The sequence below is a fragment of the Paenibacillus sp. S28 genome, assembly GCF_016624415.1.
GTDB classification, from domain to species: Bacteria; Bacillota; Bacilli; order Paenibacillales; family Paenibacillaceae; genus Paenibacillus_AQ; species Paenibacillus_AQ favisporus.
Genome location: NZ_JACVTM010000011.1, coordinates 39317 through 57941, shown reverse-complemented (window position 1 = coordinate 57941; position 18625 = coordinate 39317). Strand labels below are relative to the sequence as shown.

Here is an 18625-nt window from a genome sequence, read left to right as displayed (position 1 = left end):
ATTTTTGGTGACCCGGAAGATTTTAATATTTCAATAACTTAATCATCTTCGGGATGGTTATAGGTGAAATTCTCAACATGGTTGATAGAATCGTTCTGCTGGTTCTGAACCAAGGATTTCAGCTCTCGAACCTCCCGGCGCAAATGCCGCAGCTCGGTACGCATATTGGATTTGTCCACAGCCAGACGGGCCAGCAAAAAGAAAATAGCCGCAAAAACTCCCCACATTACCAGGATAGCTACCAGGCCCCCCATGCCAACAGCACTCATTATAACATTCAGCTCCCTTCTCCATCGCTATCGGTTATCTGTTATATAAGCAGGGTGGAATTCACACAGCCTATAAAGGACGCTCGTTGACATCTATTTATAACAACGCCTTGGAAGCACAAAAGTTAGAGAAGCTCTGAGAAGTCCTGCTATGGGCCAGAGAAGATCGAAGATAAGAGCACGAAAAACCCACTCGCAGACTGTCGCGACTGGGCCTTAAAAATGCTTCATGTTTAATTCCGGCAATACGATGCGAAATCTGCTTTCGTGATACTGTACACCGCTTCGCTGCTTGTTGAAACCTTACATATCCGACAGCGTAGACCCCGTTTCCAGGAACGTTTTCATTCCCGAAAGGACGAACGGCAGGCCGTTCTCCAGCACGCCCGCGGTAGGGAGCGCCTGTTCGAAATCGTCATGGACGGCCGTAACGAGCGTGACGCCGGGCAATTCATCATGCTGTACGATCTCCCACGTGACGCGGGAAGGCGCATCGTTCTCCGTGCCGGGCAGATTCACAAACTGCCAGCTCACGGCCAGCTTATGCGGGCGATCCAGTTCAAGGATGACCCCCTTGACCTTCTTTTCCCCCTCCGGGCCCAGCAGTTCAAAGGAAGAGCCGATTTCCCAGGAGGATTGAATGGCACAATTGAACCAAAACTTTGACGTTTTGGCCGGGTCGGTAATCGCCTGCCACACTTGCTCGGGACTCGATTTAATGGCGATCCGGTTGACATGCTTCGGTTTGGTTTCCATTTGCGTTTCACGCTCCAATTCGAATTGAAGTGATGTTAATCCTGCCGCCCAAGGTTCGGCGTATTTGCTGACCCATCGTTCGTATATCTGGCGGATGGGCACGGCGTTAAGGTAGTGCAGCTTCTCCCGGCCGACCTTCCTTGTCGTAATGAGTCCGGCTTCCTCCAGCAGGTTCAAATGCTTCATCACGCCGAACCGGGACATGTCGAGCGGGGCGCACAAGTCGTTCAGCGTCCGCCCGTCATGCGCCTGCAGCAGGTCCAGAAGGGTGCGGCGCGTGGGGTCGGCGAGGGCTTTAAATATTAGATTGTCCTCCAATCGTAACACCTCCTTTACCTCATGCATTGAAAAAGTGGAGCAATGCCCTTGACATGTTACCATATAGTAACGTATTATAATCTCATCAAGAGTGACAATATAGTCACATATTATCATACCCCAAATCGTTTGTCAGCCGGCAGGTGTTTAAGTGCTGATGCAGCGCCAGGGAATCCAGAGGAGGATGTAGGAAATGAAAATGACTTTGATTGCCGGAAGCAACGATGCGGGATCCGTGAGCACCAGGCTCCTTCGTTATTTGGAAAGCCAACTGGTCAGCAGCGGAATTACGGTTTCGTTCGTGGACATGAGGGAGCTTCAGCTGCCGCTGTATTCGCCGGAAGCAGGGCAAAATCCGGGGGCCGTACGTCTGCAAAATGAGATCATTCATGCGGATGCACTGATTTTGGCCACACCGGAATACCACGGCTCCATCTCGGGTGTACTGAAGAACGCCCTGGATTATTTGACGCCGGGACATGTGGAAGGCAAGCCGGTTCTTTCCGTAAGCTCGGCAGGCGGACCGCTTGGCATCAGCTCGCTGACGCATCTGCAGACGATCATCCGCAACCTGCATGGCGTCAATTGCCCGGAATGGATTTCCGTAGGGTACGGTTCGAACGAGTTTGGCCCGGATGGCGCGCCTTTGGATGCAGGAGTGAGAGAACGGGTCGCCACAGTTCTTGGACCATTTATAAAGATGACCCGGCTGCTTTCAGCTGAGACGGCAGGGGTGGCCGGATAGACAGCATATTTTTTTGCACGATATGTAACCAAATGGTAACACTATGAATTGCAACCATTAGACGAGTGCGCCGGAGTATTTTGAATATGACCAACAAAAAGGAGACGGATCGTTATGAACACAACGCGGCAGCAGCAGGTGGAAGCGGCAGTAAAATGGATCGAAGAGGCATGGAAGGCAGGGACACTGAGCCAAACGGGGCAAGCATTTATCGGTCAACTGGAAGAGGCATTTACGGAACGGCAATACGGAGTGGATGACGTGATGGTCCAGGGAGAGAAGGTCATCGCAAGGGTGGTCATTACCGGCAAGCACACCGGGATATTCGCAGGAATTCCCGCTACGGGAAAAACGGTACGGATCACGCAGTTCCACGAATTCACGGTGAACGATGGGCGGATCATTCATCGCTTCGGATGGTATGACACCGGTACGCTGCTCCCCCAGCTGCAAGCTGGTGCCTGACATCACCTGTACGATACGGCAAATATAAATTAGAGGAGATGGATCCTATGACAACGATGGAGCAAAAAAATACCGAGGTGGTTGAAGCTTTTATTCAGGCGTTCTGGAACAGCAACGATCTGAGTGCAGCGGATACATTTACGACTGAAGACTACCAGGAGCTCAGCTATCAATCGAAAGAAGGGTTGAAGCAGTTTGCCGCTAAAATCCTGGAGGCCTTTCCGGATAAGCAGTATACGGTAGAGGAAATCATCGCCGAGGATGAGAAGGTTCTCGTTCGGATGACGGTCCGTGGCACCCATCAGGGCGTGTTCTTCGGCACCGCACCGACCGGACGCATAATGAATGTGACGCTGTACCGCCAGTACCGCCTTAGGGACGGCAAAATCGCGGAACATCGCGGCTGGATCGATATGGTGACGATGTGGAGCCAAATTCAAGCGGGATAAACCCAAACCGCTGGATTCGATATGTTAAACACCTGTCTTTTTCCTATGACCAGAAAGCCTTGACCTAGAGCGCGCTCAAGGTCCTATACTGGGAACCATCTTACCCGTAAAGAAAGGATGGTACTCATGATCATGAACGCGGTGCAAGGAAAAGTGGTTATTTTAACAGGAGCCTCCAGCGGTATCGGAGAAGCAACGGCCAGGGTCCTCGCCCGAAGCGGAGCCCAAATGGTGCTCGCAGCAAGGCGCGGAGATCGGCTCAAGCAGCTGCAGTCGGCGATTGAGCAGGAAGGAGGTACGGCGATCTACCAAGTGACGGATGTGAGCGTGCAGGCGCAGATGGAGGAGCTGGCCCGGCTCGCCCTTGACACATACGGACAAATCGACGTGCTGGTGAATAATGCAGGGATCATGCCGCTGTCTTATCTGCACGAGAAGAAGATCGAAGAGTGGGACCGGATGATCGATGTAAACGTGAAGGGAGTGCTCTATGGGATCGGGGCGGTGCTGCCGCATATGCGGGAGCGCCGGCAGGGGCACGTCATCAATGTCTCGTCGGTGACCGGGCACATCGTCCGCAAAACGTGGGCGGTTTACTCAGGCACCAAATTTGCTGTTCGGGCAATAACCGAAGCACTGCGCCAAGAAGAAGCGCACAATAACATTCGCACGACGATTATTTGTCCGGGGGGCGTCGACACCGAGCTGGTGCACACGATTACGAACGAAGAAGTGAAGCGGGACATCGAAGCTTCCATGGACATCGCCTTAACCCCGGAGGCCATCGCTCACGCTATTGCCTACGCCATATCCCAGCCGCCGCAAACGGCCGTCAATGAAATCATTGTAAGGCCCACCAGGCAGGAATTATAATACGAATAACCATGGCTCACCTGTCGTCAGGTGGGCTTTTTCGCTTAGGAGGGATTTAGAGGCATGAGTTACTCGATCGGGGAAGTGTCGGCCCAAACGGGTTTGTCGATCCATACGCTGCGATATTATGAAAAAGAAGGCATCATGCCAGGCGTTCAGCGCACCGAAAGCGGCATCCGCCTGTACGAAGCCAAAGATATCGAAGCGCTGGAGTTCATCTGCTGCCTGCGGGAAACGGGGATGGGCATCGCTGACATTAAACAATTCGTCAACCACGCGACCACCATTCAGGAGCGGCTGGAGCGGCTTCGGGAACAACGTCAGAACGTCCAGGAGCAAATGGCCCGGTTTAAGAAATACGAGGCTATGCTGAATCGCAAAATCGACCTTTATGAAGACATGGCTCAAGGAGACTCCGATGAAAAACACCATGCATAACGTCCGGCTCGCCTTATATCACCGGGATCACGAGGCTGGACTTGAAGCTTTTACGCTGCCGGAGGAGCAGCATGAATTCACCGCACTGCCGTTTGAAGTCATACAGAACGCACTGGAGCGGGAGGAGCGGCATCCGATCGTCATTTTGGGGGATGAAGAGCCGGTCGGCTTTTTCATTCTGGATGCAGGGGAAGACCGGGGGCAGTACTCGGACAACCCCAATGCCCTGCTGCTGCGGGCCTTCTCCATCGATCACAGGCACCAGGGACAAGGGTACGCGACGCAGTCTCTGCTCGGCCTGAAGGCGTTTGTCAAACAGCATTTCCCGGCGGCCGATGAAGTGGTCCTTGCCGTTAATATGAGAAACACTGCCGCGCGTCATGTCTATCTCAAAGCGGGTTTCCGTGATGAGGGACGCACCCGGATCGGGCCGGCGGGTCCGCAGCACATTCTGGTACTCGGGATATCATAACGAGAGTATAGAGAAAAAAGGAAGAAAGTACTTTGCGGCGCAGGCTGATCCATTGGCTTGCGCCGTATTTTTCAGGTTCGGCTGCAGCTGCTGGCTCTGAATTACCTCCTCCATCAAATGACCTTTTCCTCGCGTCGCCTTCACCAAACTACCCGCAGACAAGACTAAAATTGCATACCACCCGATTATATGCTATGACTGAACTACAATCTTAAAGGAATATAGGTGTGGGATCAGATGAGAATAAAAGCCCTGTTTATAGCTCCATATGCAGCCATGGAAAACTTGATCGAGACGTGCCGTGCGGAAGAGAAGGATCTGGATCTTCAGATCCGGGTCGGAAATCTTCAAGAAGGGGTTGCCATCGCCAAGCAGGCGGAGGCCGAAGGGGTCGACGTCATCATCAGCCGCGGCGGAACGGCCAAGCTGATCGGGGAGGCCATCGATATCCCCGTCGTCGACGTGCATGTATCCGGCTATGACATGCTGCGGGTATTGACATTGGCGAACGATTTTCCGCGGAAAAAGGCGATTGTCGGCTTTCCCGCCATCACCCTCGGCGCCAAGGCCATCATCGATTTGCTGGAAATACCGATCGATATCTTCACGATTCATGACGAGGACGAGACGGAGAGCCTGCTCAGAAAGCTCAAGGAGGAAGGCTACCAGCTGATTATGGGGGATGTGGTGACCTTCGAAACGGCGTCCCGGCTGGGGCTTGTGGGTATTCTGATCCAATCCGGGCGCGAAGCGATCTTTGATGCCTTTCAGGAGGCGAAGACCGTCTCCCGCTGGATGATGAAGAACCGGCTGGAAATCGAAAGGCTCAGAGCTGTGCTGCAGGTCACGGCAGGGGATGTGATGGTTCTGTCAGAGAACGGGCAGGTCGTGTACGAGCAGTGGAAGCATTTCGATTCCCGTCCCGTTCCGCATGTCGGCTTGGATCACCACGCTTTCCGGGAGACGGCGGCGGTCCGGGAGACCAGCCATGCGAGCGATGCGGAAGGCAGGCCGCTGAAGATCGTCAAAACCCGGGTCACGGTGGAAAATGGGGCTTATTTGGTGTGCGAATTTTCGCGCGTCCATATGAATTCGCCGGCCGAGGCGGTTTTGCAGGTGAAGACGGGCACGCCGCCGCTGATCATTCATCAGAGCGAAGCGATGGACGCTTGTTTGTCGATGATCGACCGGTGCCTTTCTGCATCCCGGTTCGTCCTGATCGGGCCGAGGGGGACCGGCAAGGAGTTGATCGCGCGTTATATTCATGACCGCAAGTTCAGCGGGGAGGGCCTGCTCGCCTCCGTCCAGGCTGCCGATATGCTGGCCCTGGAGCCCGACGAAGTCGACGCAGAGATCAAGACGCTGCATATCCACGCGCTCGATATGATGGATAGCAGCCTGAGGGCCGAGCTGTGGCGGAGGATGGACGCTTTTCAGGGAAAGGGAATCACCCTCGTCTTCTCGATGGTTGAAGAGCAGCATTTATGGGGAGCCTATGAGGACGGAATCGTCCGGATCCATGTTCCTGCGCTGGCGGAGCGAAAAGAGGATATCCGGGAGCTGGTCACCTCGTTTTTGCTGTATTTTAACCAAACGCAGGGCACCTCGGCCATTAAAATGACGGACAAAGGGCTGGCCCTGTTGATGGACTACAGCTGGCCGGGCAACGTATCGGAACTGCGGGCGCTGCTTCAGGAGGCGGTGCTTTTGGAGAAAGGGTACGTCATCGAGCACGCCTTGATCGAACAGCTGCTGCAGCGAAAAGGCGAGGCTGCCGGAGCGATTGGCGGAGAACTGCTGAACGGCACGCTGGAACAGATTGAGAAAGCGATCATTGAGAAGGTGCTGGAGCAGGAGGGCTTTAACCAGACCAAAGCGGCGAAGCGCCTGAACATCAACCGGTCGACATTGTGGAGAAAGCTTAAGGACTGATATTGGATTCTTCATTGTTGTTTAAATATGCAACACTTTTGGTTAAATGAATTTTATTTAGCTAAAAAGTGTTGCATTATTTTTTGTAAACGTTTATCATAATCGATGTAATCGTTTTATGTAATCGCTTTTACAAAACGAACTGTTTAAATTTACAACACAGGAGATGACACAGCCATGAAAATAAAGGCAGCCATTGACAAAGTCCCCGGCGGGATGATGTTGATCCCTTTGCTGATCGGTGCCCTGATTCGGACGTTCTTTCCGCAAATATTCGATATGCCGGAATTCAAGAGCTCGTTTACAGGCGGTCTGTTGACCGGTACATCCGCGCTGCTTGCCGCCTTTTATATTTGTTTAGGATCGACGATTCGGTTTCAAGCAACCGGTTACATTTTGAAGAAGGGCGTCAGCCTTTGGGTAGGTAAAATCGGTACGACCTTCCTGATCGCCCTGCTGATCAAAGCGATTTTCCCGGATCAGAACAATCTGTTCCTGGGGCTGTCGGCTCTGGCCATCATCGCGGCATTCTCCGACACCAACGGCGGCCTGTACATGGCGCTAATGGGACAGCTCGGCAAGAAAAAGGAAGACGTCGCCGCGTATTCGATCATGTCGCTTGAATCCGGTCCGTTCTTTACGATGCTCATTCTCGGTGTCGCCGGCCTGGCCAGCTTCCCGATTATGGCGTTTGTCTTTGCCCTTCTGCCGCTTCTGCTCGGCATGATCCTCGGGAACCTCGACGAGAAGATGCGCGAGTTTCTGAGCAAGGGACAGGATGTCATCATCCCGCTCTTCTCGCTTGCGATCGGCGCTGGTATTAACCTGACCAACGTGGTCAAAGCCGGATTCTCCGGTGTCATTCTCGGGATTGGTGTTGTCGTGATCACGGGCATCGTCCTGTTCCTGATCGACCGTCTGACCGGCGGCGACGGCGTGGCCGGGATTGCGGCATCGTCTACAGCGGGTAACGCTTCGGCAGTTCCGATGGCGGTTGCCGCGGTGTACTCCGGCTACAGCAGCATTGCTGCGGATGCAACACTCCAGGTAACGGCATGCGTCATTGTGACGGCGATTCTGACCCCGCTTCTGACGACCTGGTTCGCAAGACGGGCGCAGCGGCGGAGTTCACAGGCGTAAGTGGCACGGACAAGGAATCAAGTAAGGGAGTCGTTCAACATGCAGCATATGTACATTATCGCAGATGATTTGACGGGAGCTAACGATGCCGGCGTGCAGCTGTCCAAGATCGGGATCACATCAACCGTGTATCTCGATTCCCAAGCGGCTCCGGCCATGCCGAACGGGGATGTTGCCATTATCGATACGGACACCCGGGCGGCAGGTGAACAGGAAGCATACGACAACGTTTCTAAAGCAAGCACTTTGTTTTATCAGCAAGGGTATCATCAAGTATATAAAAAAATGGACTCGACCTTACGGGGGAACGTGGCTGCCGAGCTGGCAGCCGTCGTTTCCGTTCATCAGCCGGAAGTGGTCGTGATTGCCCCGGCGTATCCAAAGATGAACCGTCAAACCCTTGACGGTTATCAGCATGTCCACGGGCAATGCGTCTCGGAGACCGAATTCGGTCGCGATCCCAAAACGCCGGTCAAGGACAGCTTCATCGCGAATCTGTTCCGGCCGTATGCAGGTCAGCAGAGCATCGTCCTGATCGACCTTGCGCAGCTGCATGGACCGGCGGAACGGCTGATGCAGACGATCGAGGAACATACCGCATCGGGACGGACCTGGTTTATATGCGATGCGGCGACGGATGAAGATTTGAAAGGAATCGCCGAGGTTTTTGCCCGGGCGGGTAAAAAGACGGTATGGGCCGGTTCGGCCGGCCTGATCGAGCACCTGCCGGAGGCGCTTCAGCTGGAGCGAAACGCTGACCGTCTGGAGGACCGGCTCCGGGTCGCCAAGACGCTGACCGTGTCCGCCAGCTTGTCGCAGGTGACCAAGCAGCAGCTGGAGAACGTGCGGTCGATGCCGGATACGTGTTTTGTAGAGCTGGACCCGGTGGAGCTGATCAAGCGCACGTACGCTCTGCCGGACGTCATGGCTTCCTTGGCCAAGGAAGCGGACAAGAAGCATTTTGTATTGTTTGTCGATTCGTCGGTCAACAATAGAGAAGCGACGAAGCGGCTGGAAGCCGAGCTCTCCATCGGAAAAACCGAAATCGGCGAGACGATTTCCAGAGAGCTCGGGGCGATCGCCCGGGAGGTTTTAGGCACATACGAGGACATTACCGGCCTGGTTCTGACCGGCGGCGATACCGCCAAGGCGGTGTGCAATCAGCTGAACATGAACCAGATGCAGCTCTGCACCGAGGTGGAGGCCGGGCTTCCGCTCGGGAAGCTGCGCGGCGGAGCTGATACAAGAGAGTACTGGGCCGTAACAAAGGCCGGCGGATTTGGTAACGAGCGTTCTTTGATGAATGCGTTGATTTATATGAGTGGAGAGGATGAATGAAAATGAGCGAAACCAAAGCTGTCATTGGCATTACGATGGGGGACGGAGCCGGTGTTGGCCCCGAAATTATTCTGAAGAGCCTGCAGAATCAGGAGATTTACGACCTGTGCCATCCGCTGGTGATCGGGGATGCCAAAATTCTGAACCGGGCCAAGGCTTATGTGAACAGCAGCCTGAACGTTGAAGCGGTGACTGAGGACCAGCTCAGCAGTCTGAACTATGAGCACGGCACCGTCTACTGCCTTGATCTTAATCTGCTTAGCGAAGACCTTCCGCTTGGACAGGTATCGGCTGAAGCCGGCCACGCGGCGTTCGAATATTTAGCCAAAGCGATTGATTTGGCGAAGAAGCAGCAAATCGACGCCATCTGCACCGCTCCGTTGAACAAGGAAGCCCTGCATAAAGGCGGCCACAAATACCCGGGGCATACGGAAATTTTGGCCGATCTGACGGGAACAAGCGAGTTTTCCATGATGCTTTCGGCGCCGAACCTCAAGGTCATTCACGTCACCACTCACGTCGGCTTGATTGATGCGGTGAAGATGATCAATCCGGAGCGCGTATACCGCGTTATCCAATTGGCGCATGAGACGCTGACGAAGTCCGGCATCGCTCAGCCGCGTATCGCCGTCTGCGGCATCAATCCGCATGCGGGCGAGAACGGCCTGTTCGGTTACGGCGAGGAAGAGGAGAAGGTCGTGCCCGCCGTGCAGCGCGCCCAGGACGAGGGCATCAACGTGGTCGGACCGCTGCCTGCGGACACGCTGTTCTTCCGCACCGTCCGCGGCGACTTCGACATCGTCGTTGCCATGTATCATGACCAAGGCCACGGACCGGTCAAGGTGCTCGGCCTCGACGCAGGCGTGAACATCACCGTCGGCCTGCCGATTATCCGCACAAGCGTAGATCACGGCACCGCCTTTGACATTGCGGGCAAAGGGATCGTGGAAGAGAAGAGCATGATGGAAGCGATCCGCCAGGCGGTTGAGCTGGCACCGAAGAAACAATAAATCAAGTTGAGAAGTAGATGGCTCCTTAGATGGGGGCCATCTTTTTTTATTTCCCAGGTTCCCTCCTTTATCGTTCAGAAAATATTCGGAAACAACTCAGCGGCTTTTCATTCAAATGCTATACTGTTGTAATGGGAACACCCCGGATTTATGTCTTGACAATGATAGGGGCGGCTGGTTTTCCGCATACTATTTAGAAATGTTATAGGACCATATTGGGCCGTTATAACAGGTAGCATATACGGTAAAATGCCGATCTCTACGGATATATCTCTTTTGGGCTAAGGAGGGATGCTCATGCTCAAACGAATCTGGCCCTTCGGGCTGATTGTTCTTGTTCTCATTTTTGCGTATATTCTGGTCCGGTTTTTCCTCGCGTCCATGACCATCGGTGATTTGGTCGGACAGATCCGGCTTCAGCGGGCCGACGATCCGTCCGTTAAGCATGTCGTGCTGATCGCCCAGGAGCTCGACAACCCGTTCTGGCGGGAAATGGAGCAGGGGGCGGAGGAAGCGGCGGACAAGCTGGGGATGCGGATTGATTATACCGGCCCGATCCGCATCAATCCCGCCGAGCAGATGAGGCTGCTGGAAAGGGCGATCGCATCCAGGCCCGACGGCATCCTTGTGCAGGGAATTGTGGATCCGGAATACGATGCGCTGATTCAAAGAGCCACAGAGCAAGGAATACCGGTGATTACTGTTGACGCGGATGAACCAGGCAGCTCCCGCCTGGCCTATGTCGGAACCGACAACCTGGGGGCGGGAAAACGAATGGGCGAATTGGTGCTGAAGGAAGCGGCCGGGAAAGGGAAGATCGGCGTCATGATCGGAAGCGAACGCGCCGAAAATATGCAGCTGCGCCTGGCGGGATTTCGCTCGGTGGTTTCTGCGGCTCCCGGCTTTGCCATCGTGGACGTCCGCGCGTCCAACATTTCGCGGATCGGGGCGGCCAAGCAGGCTGAGGCGATGCTGAAGCAGCATCCGGACATCCAGACGATCGTCGGCTTCAGCTCTCTTGACGCGGCCGGAATCTTGGAGGGCATCCAAGCTGCGGGCAGGACGGGAATCCGCGTATACGGCTTTGACGATCTGGCCATGACCCGGCAGGGGATCGAGCAGGGCGAAATCGCGGCGTCCATTGTGCAGTCGCCAAAAGAAATGGGGGCCCGGTCGATCGGCCTCCTGAACGAGCACTTTCACGGCAAGTCCTTTGCGGCCGAGCATTTTATCCCGACGAGCGTCTTGGACAAGGCGGCGCTGAAGCTGGAGGTGGACGGCCCATGAACATGCGCCGGATGCTGCTCATTGTGATCCCCGCCTTGTTTGTCCTGACGAACGCGGTATCGTTTTTTATTTTTCAAAGCGGGCGAACCGTTCAGCAGAGCTATAATATGATGCTGGACCGGGTATTACTATACAAACAAATCGATGCGGAGACCCGCAGCAATTTAAGCGCCGTCAATGTGTATCTGACGGACCGGAGCGAGCGGAGCCGGCAAATCTACCAGGAGCATCAGAGTCAGCTCCGAAAACTGCAGGCGGAACTGAACGCCCAGGATGCCATTCCGACCACGGAGCTGAGCGTACGGAGTTACCGCAACCTGCTGGAGACGTTTCTTGCGCAGGAATCCGGCATCCTGCAGGCGTTAAGCGGTAAGACTCCGTTGGCGTACGCCAACTCCTATGCGGCGGCGGAGAAGACGGCCGGTTTCATCCAGGAAGAGGCGTACCGGCTGATCGACCAGGAGCTGAGCTATTATCAGCCCCTCTACCGGAGCATTCTGGTGCAGACCGACCGGATGAACCAATGGGGCGTCGCCTTGTTTATATTCAGTACGCTGATCAGCGTCCTGCTGGCTTACTGGATCTCCCTCCGCATCACGAGACCGATCCGGCAGCTGGCCCGGACAGCCCGGCAAATTTCGGACGGCAACCTGCAGGTGAAACCGCCGGTGATGAAGAGCCGCGATGAGTTTCGGATTCTGTCCGAGGCTTTCGTGCAGATGCAGGACAATTTGAAATCACTGATCCGCAAGGAAAAAGAAGGGCTGGAAAAGGACCGGCTCGTCAAGGAGCTGGAGCTTGAGGTGCTGCAAAATCAGATCAATCCTCACTTCCTGTTCAATTCCCTGAACGTGCTGTCCAAGCTGGCGCTGATCGAAGGGGCCGAGAAGACGAGCGATCTCACGGTCACGATGTCCAATCTGCTGCGTTACAATCTGCGCCAGCTGGACCGGCCGGTGCCGCTCCGCGATGAGGTGGAGCACGCGAAGGAGTATTTCACGATTCAGCAGGCGCGGTTTCGCGACCGCATCCGGTTCGTTACGGATATCGACGAGAAGGCTCTGGATGTGCTCGTGCCGGTGCTGACGCTGCAGCCGCTGCTGGAGAACGTTTTCGTGCACGGCATCGAAGGCATGGAAGAGGGGGCCGAGGTTCGGCTTGCGGTCTCTGCCATGCCGGGTGGGACACGGATTGCCATTTCCGATAACGGGATCGGGATGAGCAAGGAAGTCCGTCAGTCGCTGCTGGATACGGACGCACCGCGGCTGCGAGATCAGGGAGGCGGAGAAGCCCGGCACCCCGCAGGGCACTCGACGGGCCTCGGAACCCGCAACGTGTTTAAGCGCCTGGAGCTGTTTTATGACAGGAAGGATTTGATTGACATTGTCAGCGAGCCCGGGAAGGGGACGACGGTCCTTTTGAACATCCCTGCCGCACGAAAGGAGGACGGCCATGTATCGTCTGCTGATCGCCGATGATGAAGCGCTGGAGCGGGAAGGTATCGAATGGATTGTGAACCGGATGATGCCGGATACGTTTGAAACGATCCATGCGGAGAACGGCCGGATGGCCATACAGAAGGCGGAAGAGCACCGCCCGCACATCGTCATGATGGACGTGAGAATGCCGGGCATTCAGGGGCTGGAGGCATTAAAAGAGATTAAAGCCCAAAATCCGCAGGCCAAAATGGTACTTATCACCGCTTATGAAAATTTTGAATACGCCAAGCATGCGATCACCCTCGGCGTGCACGAGTATCTGGTCAAGCCGGCCAAAAGGGAGCAGATCGTTGCCGTGCTAAGCCGGCTGGTGCAGGAGCTGGAGGAGGAGCAGCACAAGCGCGATGAGGAACTCGCGGTACGCGAGCAGTTCTTTCAGCTGCTGCCGCTGGCCGAGACGGAAATCGCGCTGCATCTGATGTCGGGCCATGTTAATGAGACGGAGACGGGCCATCTGGCGGATATTTTGCAGCTCCCGGTCGACAAAGGCTGTTCTTTGGTGCTGGGACTGTCCGAAGTAGGGGACGCCAAGAAAAAAGTGTACGACGCCGTAAAAACGGCGGCGCACGCAGCCCCGAAAGACGGCTACGGCACGGTCGTCAGCTCGCTCATTCACAGCCATATGGCCCTGTTCCTGTTGGGAACGAGGCAGACTGGCGACTCGGCGTTGGCCGAAGGCGCCCGTGAGCTCGGCACACGGTTGGCTGATGTGCTGAAGGAGCAGTGCGGGATGGCCGTCCCGGTGGGCATCGGAACCGTCCAGAATCGGGCGGAAGGAATCAAGCGGTCTTATTACGAGGCGGTTTTCGCCTCCAGGTATGATCAGGAAGGGGGCGGCATCTGCCGCTTTGAAGACCTGGTGCAGGCTTCGGGCGCCGGCGGAACGCATGCAGAGAAGCTGATCAACGGATCCGGCGATGCCGGAGAGAGCGCCTATGTTGAATTGGCGATTCGCCAAATCCGTGAAGAACGGGAGCAGCGGACCACCAATATGCTGGACCGGGCGGTGCTGTATATCCGGGGCCGATTTCAGGAGGAGCTGTCGCTCGAGGATGTGGCGGAGCATGTCCACTTGAATCCTTACTATTTCAGCAAGGTATTCAAACAGCAGACCGGGGAAACCTTTATCGACTACGTGACTCGGCTGCGGATCGACAAAGCCAAGGAGCTGATGAAAGACGGCCGGTACAGCATGAAGGAGGTCTGTTACCAGGTGGGGTATAAGGATCCGAACTATTTCAGCCGGGTATTCAAAAAAGTGACGGGCCTCACGCCGTCCGACTACAGAATGCAGCACCAATGAGAGATAAAAGTCCATGCCGAATGCGGGCATGGACTTATTTGTGATGCGAGCCGAATTTGTGCTAGTCCAGGCTTATCAGGCGAATGACGGAGCGATTTTATGCTGATCTACCGCAAATAAGTGAAGGGAATCGAAAGCGGATGCAAAGGTCCCCCATGTTACAATGGATGTAGGTTTTAGTGATGATTTCTAAGATTTCATCCAATAGATTGAACTAAAGAAGTTTGCATTGAACTGTAGTTCATTCTATCCAAATAAATGACATGGAAGGGATAACATATGAGCTCAATTACATTGGAACATAGCAGCGATCAGGATAACCAGAAGATCAGCATGAAGTTCGTGACGCTGGTGTCCATCGTAGCCGCATTGGGCGGGCTGTTGTTTGGTTTTGATACAGCCGTTGTATCGGGCGCCATCGGTTTCATGGAAAAGCGCTTTAACCTGAACGATTTCCAGACAGGCTGGGCGGTTTCCAGCTTGATCATCGGCTGTATTCCTGGAGCCCTGTTCTCCGGCATGCTGAGCGACAAGTTCGGCCGAAAAAAAGTCATCATTGCGGCAGCGCTTCTTTTTATCATCGGATCCATCGGCTCGGCCATACCGAATACGTTCAGCGGGTTTATCATCGCCCGGATGATCGGCGGCGTTGGCATCGGCATTACATCCACCTTGTGTCCGCTGTATAATGCGGAGATCGCCCCGGCCAAATATCGCGGCCGCCTCGTCGCATTAAACCAGCTGGCAACGGTTACAGGCATTTCGCTCGTGTACTTCATCAATTTGTGGATCGCCGGCATGGGCGACGACGCCTGGGATGTGTCGAGTGCCTGGCGCTGGATGTTTGGCTTTGGCGTCATTCCCGGCGTACTGTTCCTGGTGCTTCTGTTCTTCGTTCCGGAAAGCCCGAGATGGCTGATCAAGCAAGGACGCGCAGCCGCAGCGCTGCCAGTCCTGCTCAAAATTCACGGCGAAGAGCTGGCAAAACAGGAAGTGCGCGATATCAAGGAGTCGTTTAGCCAGGAAAAAGGATCGTTCCGCCAGCTGTTCACCCCGGGACTGCGCATGGCGCTGATCGTCGGTGTCGGACTGGCGATTCTGCAGCAGGTGACCGGCATCAATGCGGTCATGTATTATGCGCCGGAGATCTTTAAAGAGACCGGTGCCGGCACGAACGCGGCGCTCATTCAGACGATCTTTGTCGGCGTGATCAATCTCCTGTTTACGATCCTGGCCGTTTGGCTGATCGATAAAGTGGGGCGGAAAGCGCTGATGATGGTCGGATCAGCTGCCATGCTGATCTGTCTGGCCGTCATCGGAACGGCGTTCCAGACCGGACATACCTCCGGCCCGCTGGTCCTGATCTTTATTCTGATTTACGTTGCTGCCTTTGCAATCTCGCTCGGACCGGTGGTATGGGTCCTCATTTCGGAGATCTTCCCGAACCGGGTCCGCGGCATTGCGACGGCCATTGCGTCGATGGCTTTGTGGATCGCCGACTACGTCGTATCCCAAGCCTTCCCGCCGATGCTGTCTTCGGCAGGCCCGGCGGCTACCTTCTGGATCTTCGGCGTCATGTCGCTGATTTGCCTCGTGTTTACTTGGCGCGCGGTACCGGAAACCAAAGGAAAGTCCTTGGAGGAAATGGAAGCCATGTGGGCGCAAGGTAAATAATACGCATATAAAAAGGGGAGTTTCCCGGGTCGATGAACCTGGGAAACTCCCCTTTTTTGTGTGTTGGATACAACCGGATATGGACTACCGACATCCACCGGTTTCAGCCTATAATCCGGGTTACAGAATCCGGCGCGCTGTGACGAACCGTTTTTTCCACTGGCCGTCAAAGGCTTCGACGTGAACGCCGAGCTCTTTGGAGTACGTGTGCAGAATTTGATTATTGCCCATATAGATCCCAACATGGCCGATATCCAGCCCGCGGGCGCTGAAGAACAGCAGGTCCCCTTTGCGCAGATCGCTTAAGGACACTTCCTTGCCGGCCTTCGCCTGGTCGTAGGACACGCGTGGCAGCTCGACCGACAGCACATCCTCGTAAACCCGCTTGACGAAGGAAGAGCAGTCGAATGTCTTGGTCTGGTCCGGAGAAGCTCCGAACTCGTAAGGGGTCCCGAGGAACTTCTTACCGTAAGCGATCAGCTCGTCCGCCTGCATGTCGGCAAGCGAGGCGCTGGCATAGTCGGTATATTTCGGCTTGGCCGATATGTATCCTGTTTGATGGTTTTCCGTCTCCACCTCCAGCCAGAGGGCGTTCACCTCGCGGATGACATGCACCTTCTGTCCGGCGGCAAGCATGCCGAGTGACGTTGCATCGCTCGCTGAATCCGGCTTGCTCCGCAGGTTCACACCCCAGCGGATAGAAGTCTCAAGCGAAACTTTGGAAGTAATCCGCACCGTGTGCGCATCCGGCTGCCAAGCGACCTCGCTGCCCAGCGCTTCGCTCACAAAGCGCAGCGGCACGAGGGAATATCCGCCGGAGATTTGGCCGGGCACCGTCACTTCGAGGGCTTGTCCGTTCAAATTCGCCGTATGCTCGCCGATCCGGTAGGTCAGCGTGGTGGCTCCCTTGGTGGCCTTCAGCGTCTTCGTGGCGTTATCCCAGGCCAGCTTGGCCCCTTGGCGCGCAAACAGGCCGCGCATCGGCACGAGTACCGTGCCGCCGACATTCAGCGGCTGCACTTCGGTCTGCAGCTGCCGGCCGTCCAGATAGACGGCGATCGGCTTGGAGGATGCCGGAGCAGCATCCGCATAGACCGAAGTGCCTGCGATCATGGCAGCGGTCAGGCCGGCAAGAACCGCCCCTTTTTTTCTCATCATGTTATCATCACCTTGTTTCAACTGGATTGACGGTTCGTGGATGATGAACCGCATAGGAACAGGGACTCCCGGCGGGTATCTTTACCAAGAAGTCCCTGTATAGTTGGACGAGAGGGAGGGCGATTGGTTTTGTTCTTCAGCATTGGTAAATTAATGAAACGGAATCATTCGTTCGTAGCGAGCTGGTCCTCTGCCGCCTCGCTGGCGGGTGGCAGCGTCATGCCCTTTTTCCAAATGAGGATATGATCCTCCGGGGTCCCCAAATAAACCGCTTTGATCTCAGCTCCGGTGCCGTCAGGGTCATGATTCGCTTTTTGCTCGTCGAGATTGATCCAGTAATACGTATTCGCCAGGCCAATATCGGCAAAGGCCTTCGATTTGATGACAGGGCGAAGGGGAGTCATATAAAAATTTCCGTTCTCATCGAGATTATAGCTGACTTGCTTCACGTTATAGCCATCGGTCATTTTGACGTGATACGCGATGGTTCCGTTTTTCATCAGGCCAACGTCTGTAACCTCGATTAATTTGGTGGGTACACTCCGGATATTCCAACCGGTTAATAACAGGTAGCCTCCGAACAGCAGCCCGCAAATGACGGTAGCAATGGTTAGTCCTTTGATAAAAGCGGCAGCCTTGGAGCGGTTCCAGTACGCGGCGATCCGGCGAAGGCTGCTGGCCTGGGTTTGATGTTCACGGGTGGTCTCCGGACTCAGCATCAGATTATCCTTCATTTTTTCTAATACGGACCGGCAATCCGGGCAAAGCTCAATATGGCCTTCGACCAGCTCGCGGGTATCCGGACTGCACACATCGTCGTGATATAACGGCAGCAAGTCTTGAATGACTTGGCATGATATAAAAGGTTTGTTCATTGTTCCTCCTCCTGATAGCGATCCTGAATTTTCTGTTTAGCCCGGTGAAAAGTCACTCGTGCCCAACTCTCCGTCTTGCCGAATATGCTGCATATGTCCGCAAAGGGTAATTCGCCAAATACTCTCAGCGTAAATACTTCTTTGTAGGGCTCCCCGAGTTCGTGCAAAATGCGGTGAATCCGCAGCGCTTCCGAATCCAGGATAACCTTGTGTTCCACATTCAGCTGGCTCACGGGATCTGTCTCCGGTTCAGCACGCGGATAACGCTTTTGCCCTTCCCAGTACGAGAAATATGTATTCTTCGCGATTTGGCATAGCCATACGCTGATCTTGCATGTCCCCTGAAAGGTGTCGATCCGCTTGAGCGCTTTATAGAACGTCTCTTGGGTAATCTCTTCGGCAATGTGTTCATCCCGACAGAGCGAGAGTACAAAACGGTATACCTCTTGAAAATATTGATCGTAGATTTGCTGAAGATCCTCCAGGCGATTCACCTCCTTGTCAGTTATAAGACCCCGATCAACAGGATTCGTTACACGCTATACAAAAAAACGAAGGCGCCTTTGCCCAGTACATTCCTGCAACAGCAACCCTCTCCAATTCTCCGGAATTCGTAGACGATTT

At 54.8% G+C, this 18625-nt stretch carries 19 protein-coding genes; 14 read left to right on the top strand and 5 right to left on the bottom strand.

The annotated features are described in order from the left end of the window. Positions 1-38: 38 nt before the first annotated feature. Positions 39-269 carry a hypothetical protein gene (locus IAE55_RS23675; protein ID WP_200634048.1) on the bottom strand — a complete coding sequence of 77 codons (231 nt, stop codon included), beginning with the start codon at positions 267-269 and terminating at the stop codon, positions 39-41. A gap of 303 nt (positions 270-572) precedes the next feature. Next, positions 573-1343, bottom strand: a complete 771-nt coding sequence (locus IAE55_RS23670; RefSeq protein ID WP_234489813.1) for an ArsR/SmtB family transcription factor — start codon at positions 1341-1343, stop codon at positions 573-575. Between the two features lie 193 nt (positions 1344-1536). On the opposite strand from IAE55_RS23670, the gene IAE55_RS23665 reads away from it, so the two are divergent. From IAE55_RS23665 to IAE55_RS23600, 14 genes are all read left to right on the top strand, one after another. Then, on the top strand, positions 1537-2088 hold the full coding sequence (locus tag IAE55_RS23665; RefSeq protein ID WP_200634046.1) for an NADPH-dependent FMN reductase: 552 nt from the start codon (positions 1537-1539) through the stop codon (positions 2086-2088). Between the two features lie 114 nt (positions 2089-2202). Next, the gene (locus IAE55_RS23660; protein WP_200634045.1) at positions 2203-2553 is read left to right on the top strand and encodes an ester cyclase; all 351 of its coding nucleotides are present in this window, start codon (positions 2203-2205) and stop codon (positions 2551-2553) included. A gap of 47 nt (positions 2554-2600) precedes the next feature. Next, positions 2601-3002, top strand: coding sequence for an ester cyclase (locus IAE55_RS23655; protein WP_145162467.1), 402 nt, complete (start codon positions 2601-2603; stop codon positions 3000-3002). A gap of 132 nt (positions 3003-3134) precedes the next feature. Then, positions 3135-3875: an SDR family oxidoreductase gene (locus IAE55_RS23650; RefSeq protein WP_145162470.1), complete on the top strand. Its 741-nt coding sequence runs from the start codon at positions 3135-3137 to the stop codon at positions 3873-3875. A gap of 63 nt (positions 3876-3938) precedes the next feature. Then, positions 3939-4313, top strand: a complete 375-nt coding sequence (locus IAE55_RS23645) for a MerR family transcriptional regulator (RefSeq protein ID WP_145162473.1) — start codon at positions 3939-3941, stop codon at positions 4311-4313. Continuing rightward, a complete protein-coding gene (locus IAE55_RS23640) occupies positions 4294-4785 on the top strand; it encodes a GNAT family N-acetyltransferase (RefSeq protein ID WP_234489812.1) in 492 nt (163 codons plus the stop codon). The genes IAE55_RS23645 and IAE55_RS23640 overlap by 20 nt, the downstream gene beginning before the upstream one ends. Before the next feature lie 237 nt (positions 4786-5022). After that, positions 5023-6717: a sigma-54-dependent Fis family transcriptional regulator gene (locus IAE55_RS23635; RefSeq protein ID WP_145162476.1), complete on the top strand. Its 1695-nt coding sequence runs from the start codon at positions 5023-5025 to the stop codon at positions 6715-6717. A gap of 177 nt (positions 6718-6894) precedes the next feature. Then, positions 6895-7857, top strand: a complete 963-nt coding sequence (locus tag IAE55_RS23630) for a 2-keto-3-deoxygluconate permease (protein WP_145162479.1) — start codon at positions 6895-6897, stop codon at positions 7855-7857. Between the two features lie 39 nt (positions 7858-7896). Then, a complete protein-coding gene (locus tag IAE55_RS23625) occupies positions 7897-9195 on the top strand; it encodes a four-carbon acid sugar kinase family protein (protein ID WP_200634044.1) in 1299 nt (432 codons plus the stop codon). A 2-nt stretch (positions 9196-9197) separates the two neighbouring features. Beyond that, positions 9198-10205: a 4-hydroxythreonine-4-phosphate dehydrogenase PdxA gene (gene pdxA / locus IAE55_RS23620; RefSeq protein ID WP_200634043.1), complete on the top strand. Its 1008-nt coding sequence runs from the start codon at positions 9198-9200 to the stop codon at positions 10203-10205. Between the two features lie 297 nt (positions 10206-10502). After that, positions 10503-11492, top strand: a complete 990-nt coding sequence (locus tag IAE55_RS23615) for a sugar-binding protein (protein ID WP_200634042.1) — start codon at positions 10503-10505, stop codon at positions 11490-11492. Further along, entirely contained in the window at positions 11489-12970 is a 1482-nt protein-coding gene (locus IAE55_RS23610) for a sensor histidine kinase (protein ID WP_200634041.1), read from the top strand. The genes IAE55_RS23615 and IAE55_RS23610 overlap by 4 nt, the downstream gene beginning before the upstream one ends. Next, complete coding sequence (locus IAE55_RS23605) at positions 12945-14294, top strand: AraC family transcriptional regulator (protein WP_200634040.1); 1350 nt, start codon at positions 12945-12947, stop codon at positions 14292-14294. The genes IAE55_RS23610 and IAE55_RS23605 overlap by 26 nt, the downstream gene beginning before the upstream one ends. A gap of 279 nt (positions 14295-14573) precedes the next feature. Continuing rightward, positions 14574-15968, top strand: coding sequence for a sugar porter family MFS transporter (locus IAE55_RS23600; RefSeq protein ID WP_200634039.1), 1395 nt, complete (start codon positions 14574-14576; stop codon positions 15966-15968). 120 nt (positions 15969-16088) lie between these two features. Here the strand turns inward: IAE55_RS23600 and IAE55_RS23595 are convergent, their stop codons facing one another. The 3 genes from IAE55_RS23595 to IAE55_RS23585 form a co-directional block, all read right to left on the bottom strand. Further along, on the bottom strand, positions 16089-17126 hold the full coding sequence (locus IAE55_RS23595; protein ID WP_200634038.1) for a C40 family peptidase: 1038 nt from the start codon (positions 17124-17126) through the stop codon (positions 16089-16091). A gap of 164 nt (positions 17127-17290) precedes the next feature. After that, entirely contained in the window at positions 17291-18001 is a 711-nt protein-coding gene (locus tag IAE55_RS23590) for a zf-HC2 domain-containing protein (RefSeq protein WP_200634037.1), read from the bottom strand. Next, entirely contained in the window at positions 17998-18495 is a 498-nt protein-coding gene (locus tag IAE55_RS23585; RefSeq protein WP_313958244.1) for an RNA polymerase sigma factor, read from the bottom strand. Before IAE55_RS23585 ends, IAE55_RS23590 begins: the two co-directional genes overlap by 4 nt. Between the last annotated feature and the right edge of the window lie 130 nt (positions 18496-18625).

What these genes read in the sequence shown, in the direction of transcription:
- IAE55_RS23665 (WP_200634046.1), top strand. Translation starts at nt 1,537, where the DNA reads ATGAAAATGACTTTGATTGCCGGAAGCAACGATGCGGGATCCGTGAGC.
- IAE55_RS23675 (WP_200634048.1), bottom strand. Translation starts at nt 269, where the DNA reads ATGAGTGCTGTTGGCATGGGGGGCCTGGTAGCTATCCTGGTAATGTGG.
- IAE55_RS23625 (WP_200634044.1), top strand. Translation starts at nt 7,897, where the DNA reads ATGCAGCATATGTACATTATCGCAGATGATTTGACGGGAGCTAACGAT.
- IAE55_RS23595 (WP_200634038.1), bottom strand. Translation starts at nt 17,126, where the DNA reads ATGATGAGAAAAAAAGGGGCGGTTCTTGCCGGCCTGACCGCTGCCATG.
- IAE55_RS23650 (WP_145162470.1), top strand. Translation starts at nt 3,135, where the DNA reads ATGAACGCGGTGCAAGGAAAAGTGGTTATTTTAACAGGAGCCTCCAGC.
- IAE55_RS23605 (WP_200634040.1), top strand. Translation starts at nt 12,945, where the DNA reads ATGTATCGTCTGCTGATCGCCGATGATGAAGCGCTGGAGCGGGAAGGT.
- IAE55_RS23590 (WP_200634037.1), bottom strand. Translation starts at nt 18,001, where the DNA reads ATGAACAAACCTTTTATATCATGCCAAGTCATTCAAGACTTGCTGCCG.
- IAE55_RS23615 (WP_200634042.1), top strand. Translation starts at nt 10,503, where the DNA reads ATGCTCAAACGAATCTGGCCCTTCGGGCTGATTGTTCTTGTTCTCATT.
- IAE55_RS23610 (WP_200634041.1), top strand. Translation starts at nt 11,489, where the DNA reads ATGAACATGCGCCGGATGCTGCTCATTGTGATCCCCGCCTTGTTTGTC.
- IAE55_RS23660 (WP_200634045.1), top strand. Translation starts at nt 2,203, where the DNA reads ATGAACACAACGCGGCAGCAGCAGGTGGAAGCGGCAGTAAAATGGATC.
- IAE55_RS23635 (WP_145162476.1), top strand. Translation starts at nt 5,023, where the DNA reads ATGAGAATAAAAGCCCTGTTTATAGCTCCATATGCAGCCATGGAAAAC.
- IAE55_RS23645 (WP_145162473.1), top strand. Translation starts at nt 3,939, where the DNA reads ATGAGTTACTCGATCGGGGAAGTGTCGGCCCAAACGGGTTTGTCGATC.
- IAE55_RS23630 (WP_145162479.1), top strand. Translation starts at nt 6,895, where the DNA reads ATGAAAATAAAGGCAGCCATTGACAAAGTCCCCGGCGGGATGATGTTG.
- IAE55_RS23655 (WP_145162467.1), top strand. Translation starts at nt 2,601, where the DNA reads ATGACAACGATGGAGCAAAAAAATACCGAGGTGGTTGAAGCTTTTATT.
- pdxA (WP_200634043.1), top strand. Translation starts at nt 9,198, where the DNA reads ATGAGCGAAACCAAAGCTGTCATTGGCATTACGATGGGGGACGGAGCC.
- IAE55_RS23640 (WP_234489812.1), top strand. Translation starts at nt 4,294, where the DNA reads ATGAAAAACACCATGCATAACGTCCGGCTCGCCTTATATCACCGGGAT.
- IAE55_RS23600 (WP_200634039.1), top strand. Translation starts at nt 14,574, where the DNA reads ATGAGCTCAATTACATTGGAACATAGCAGCGATCAGGATAACCAGAAG.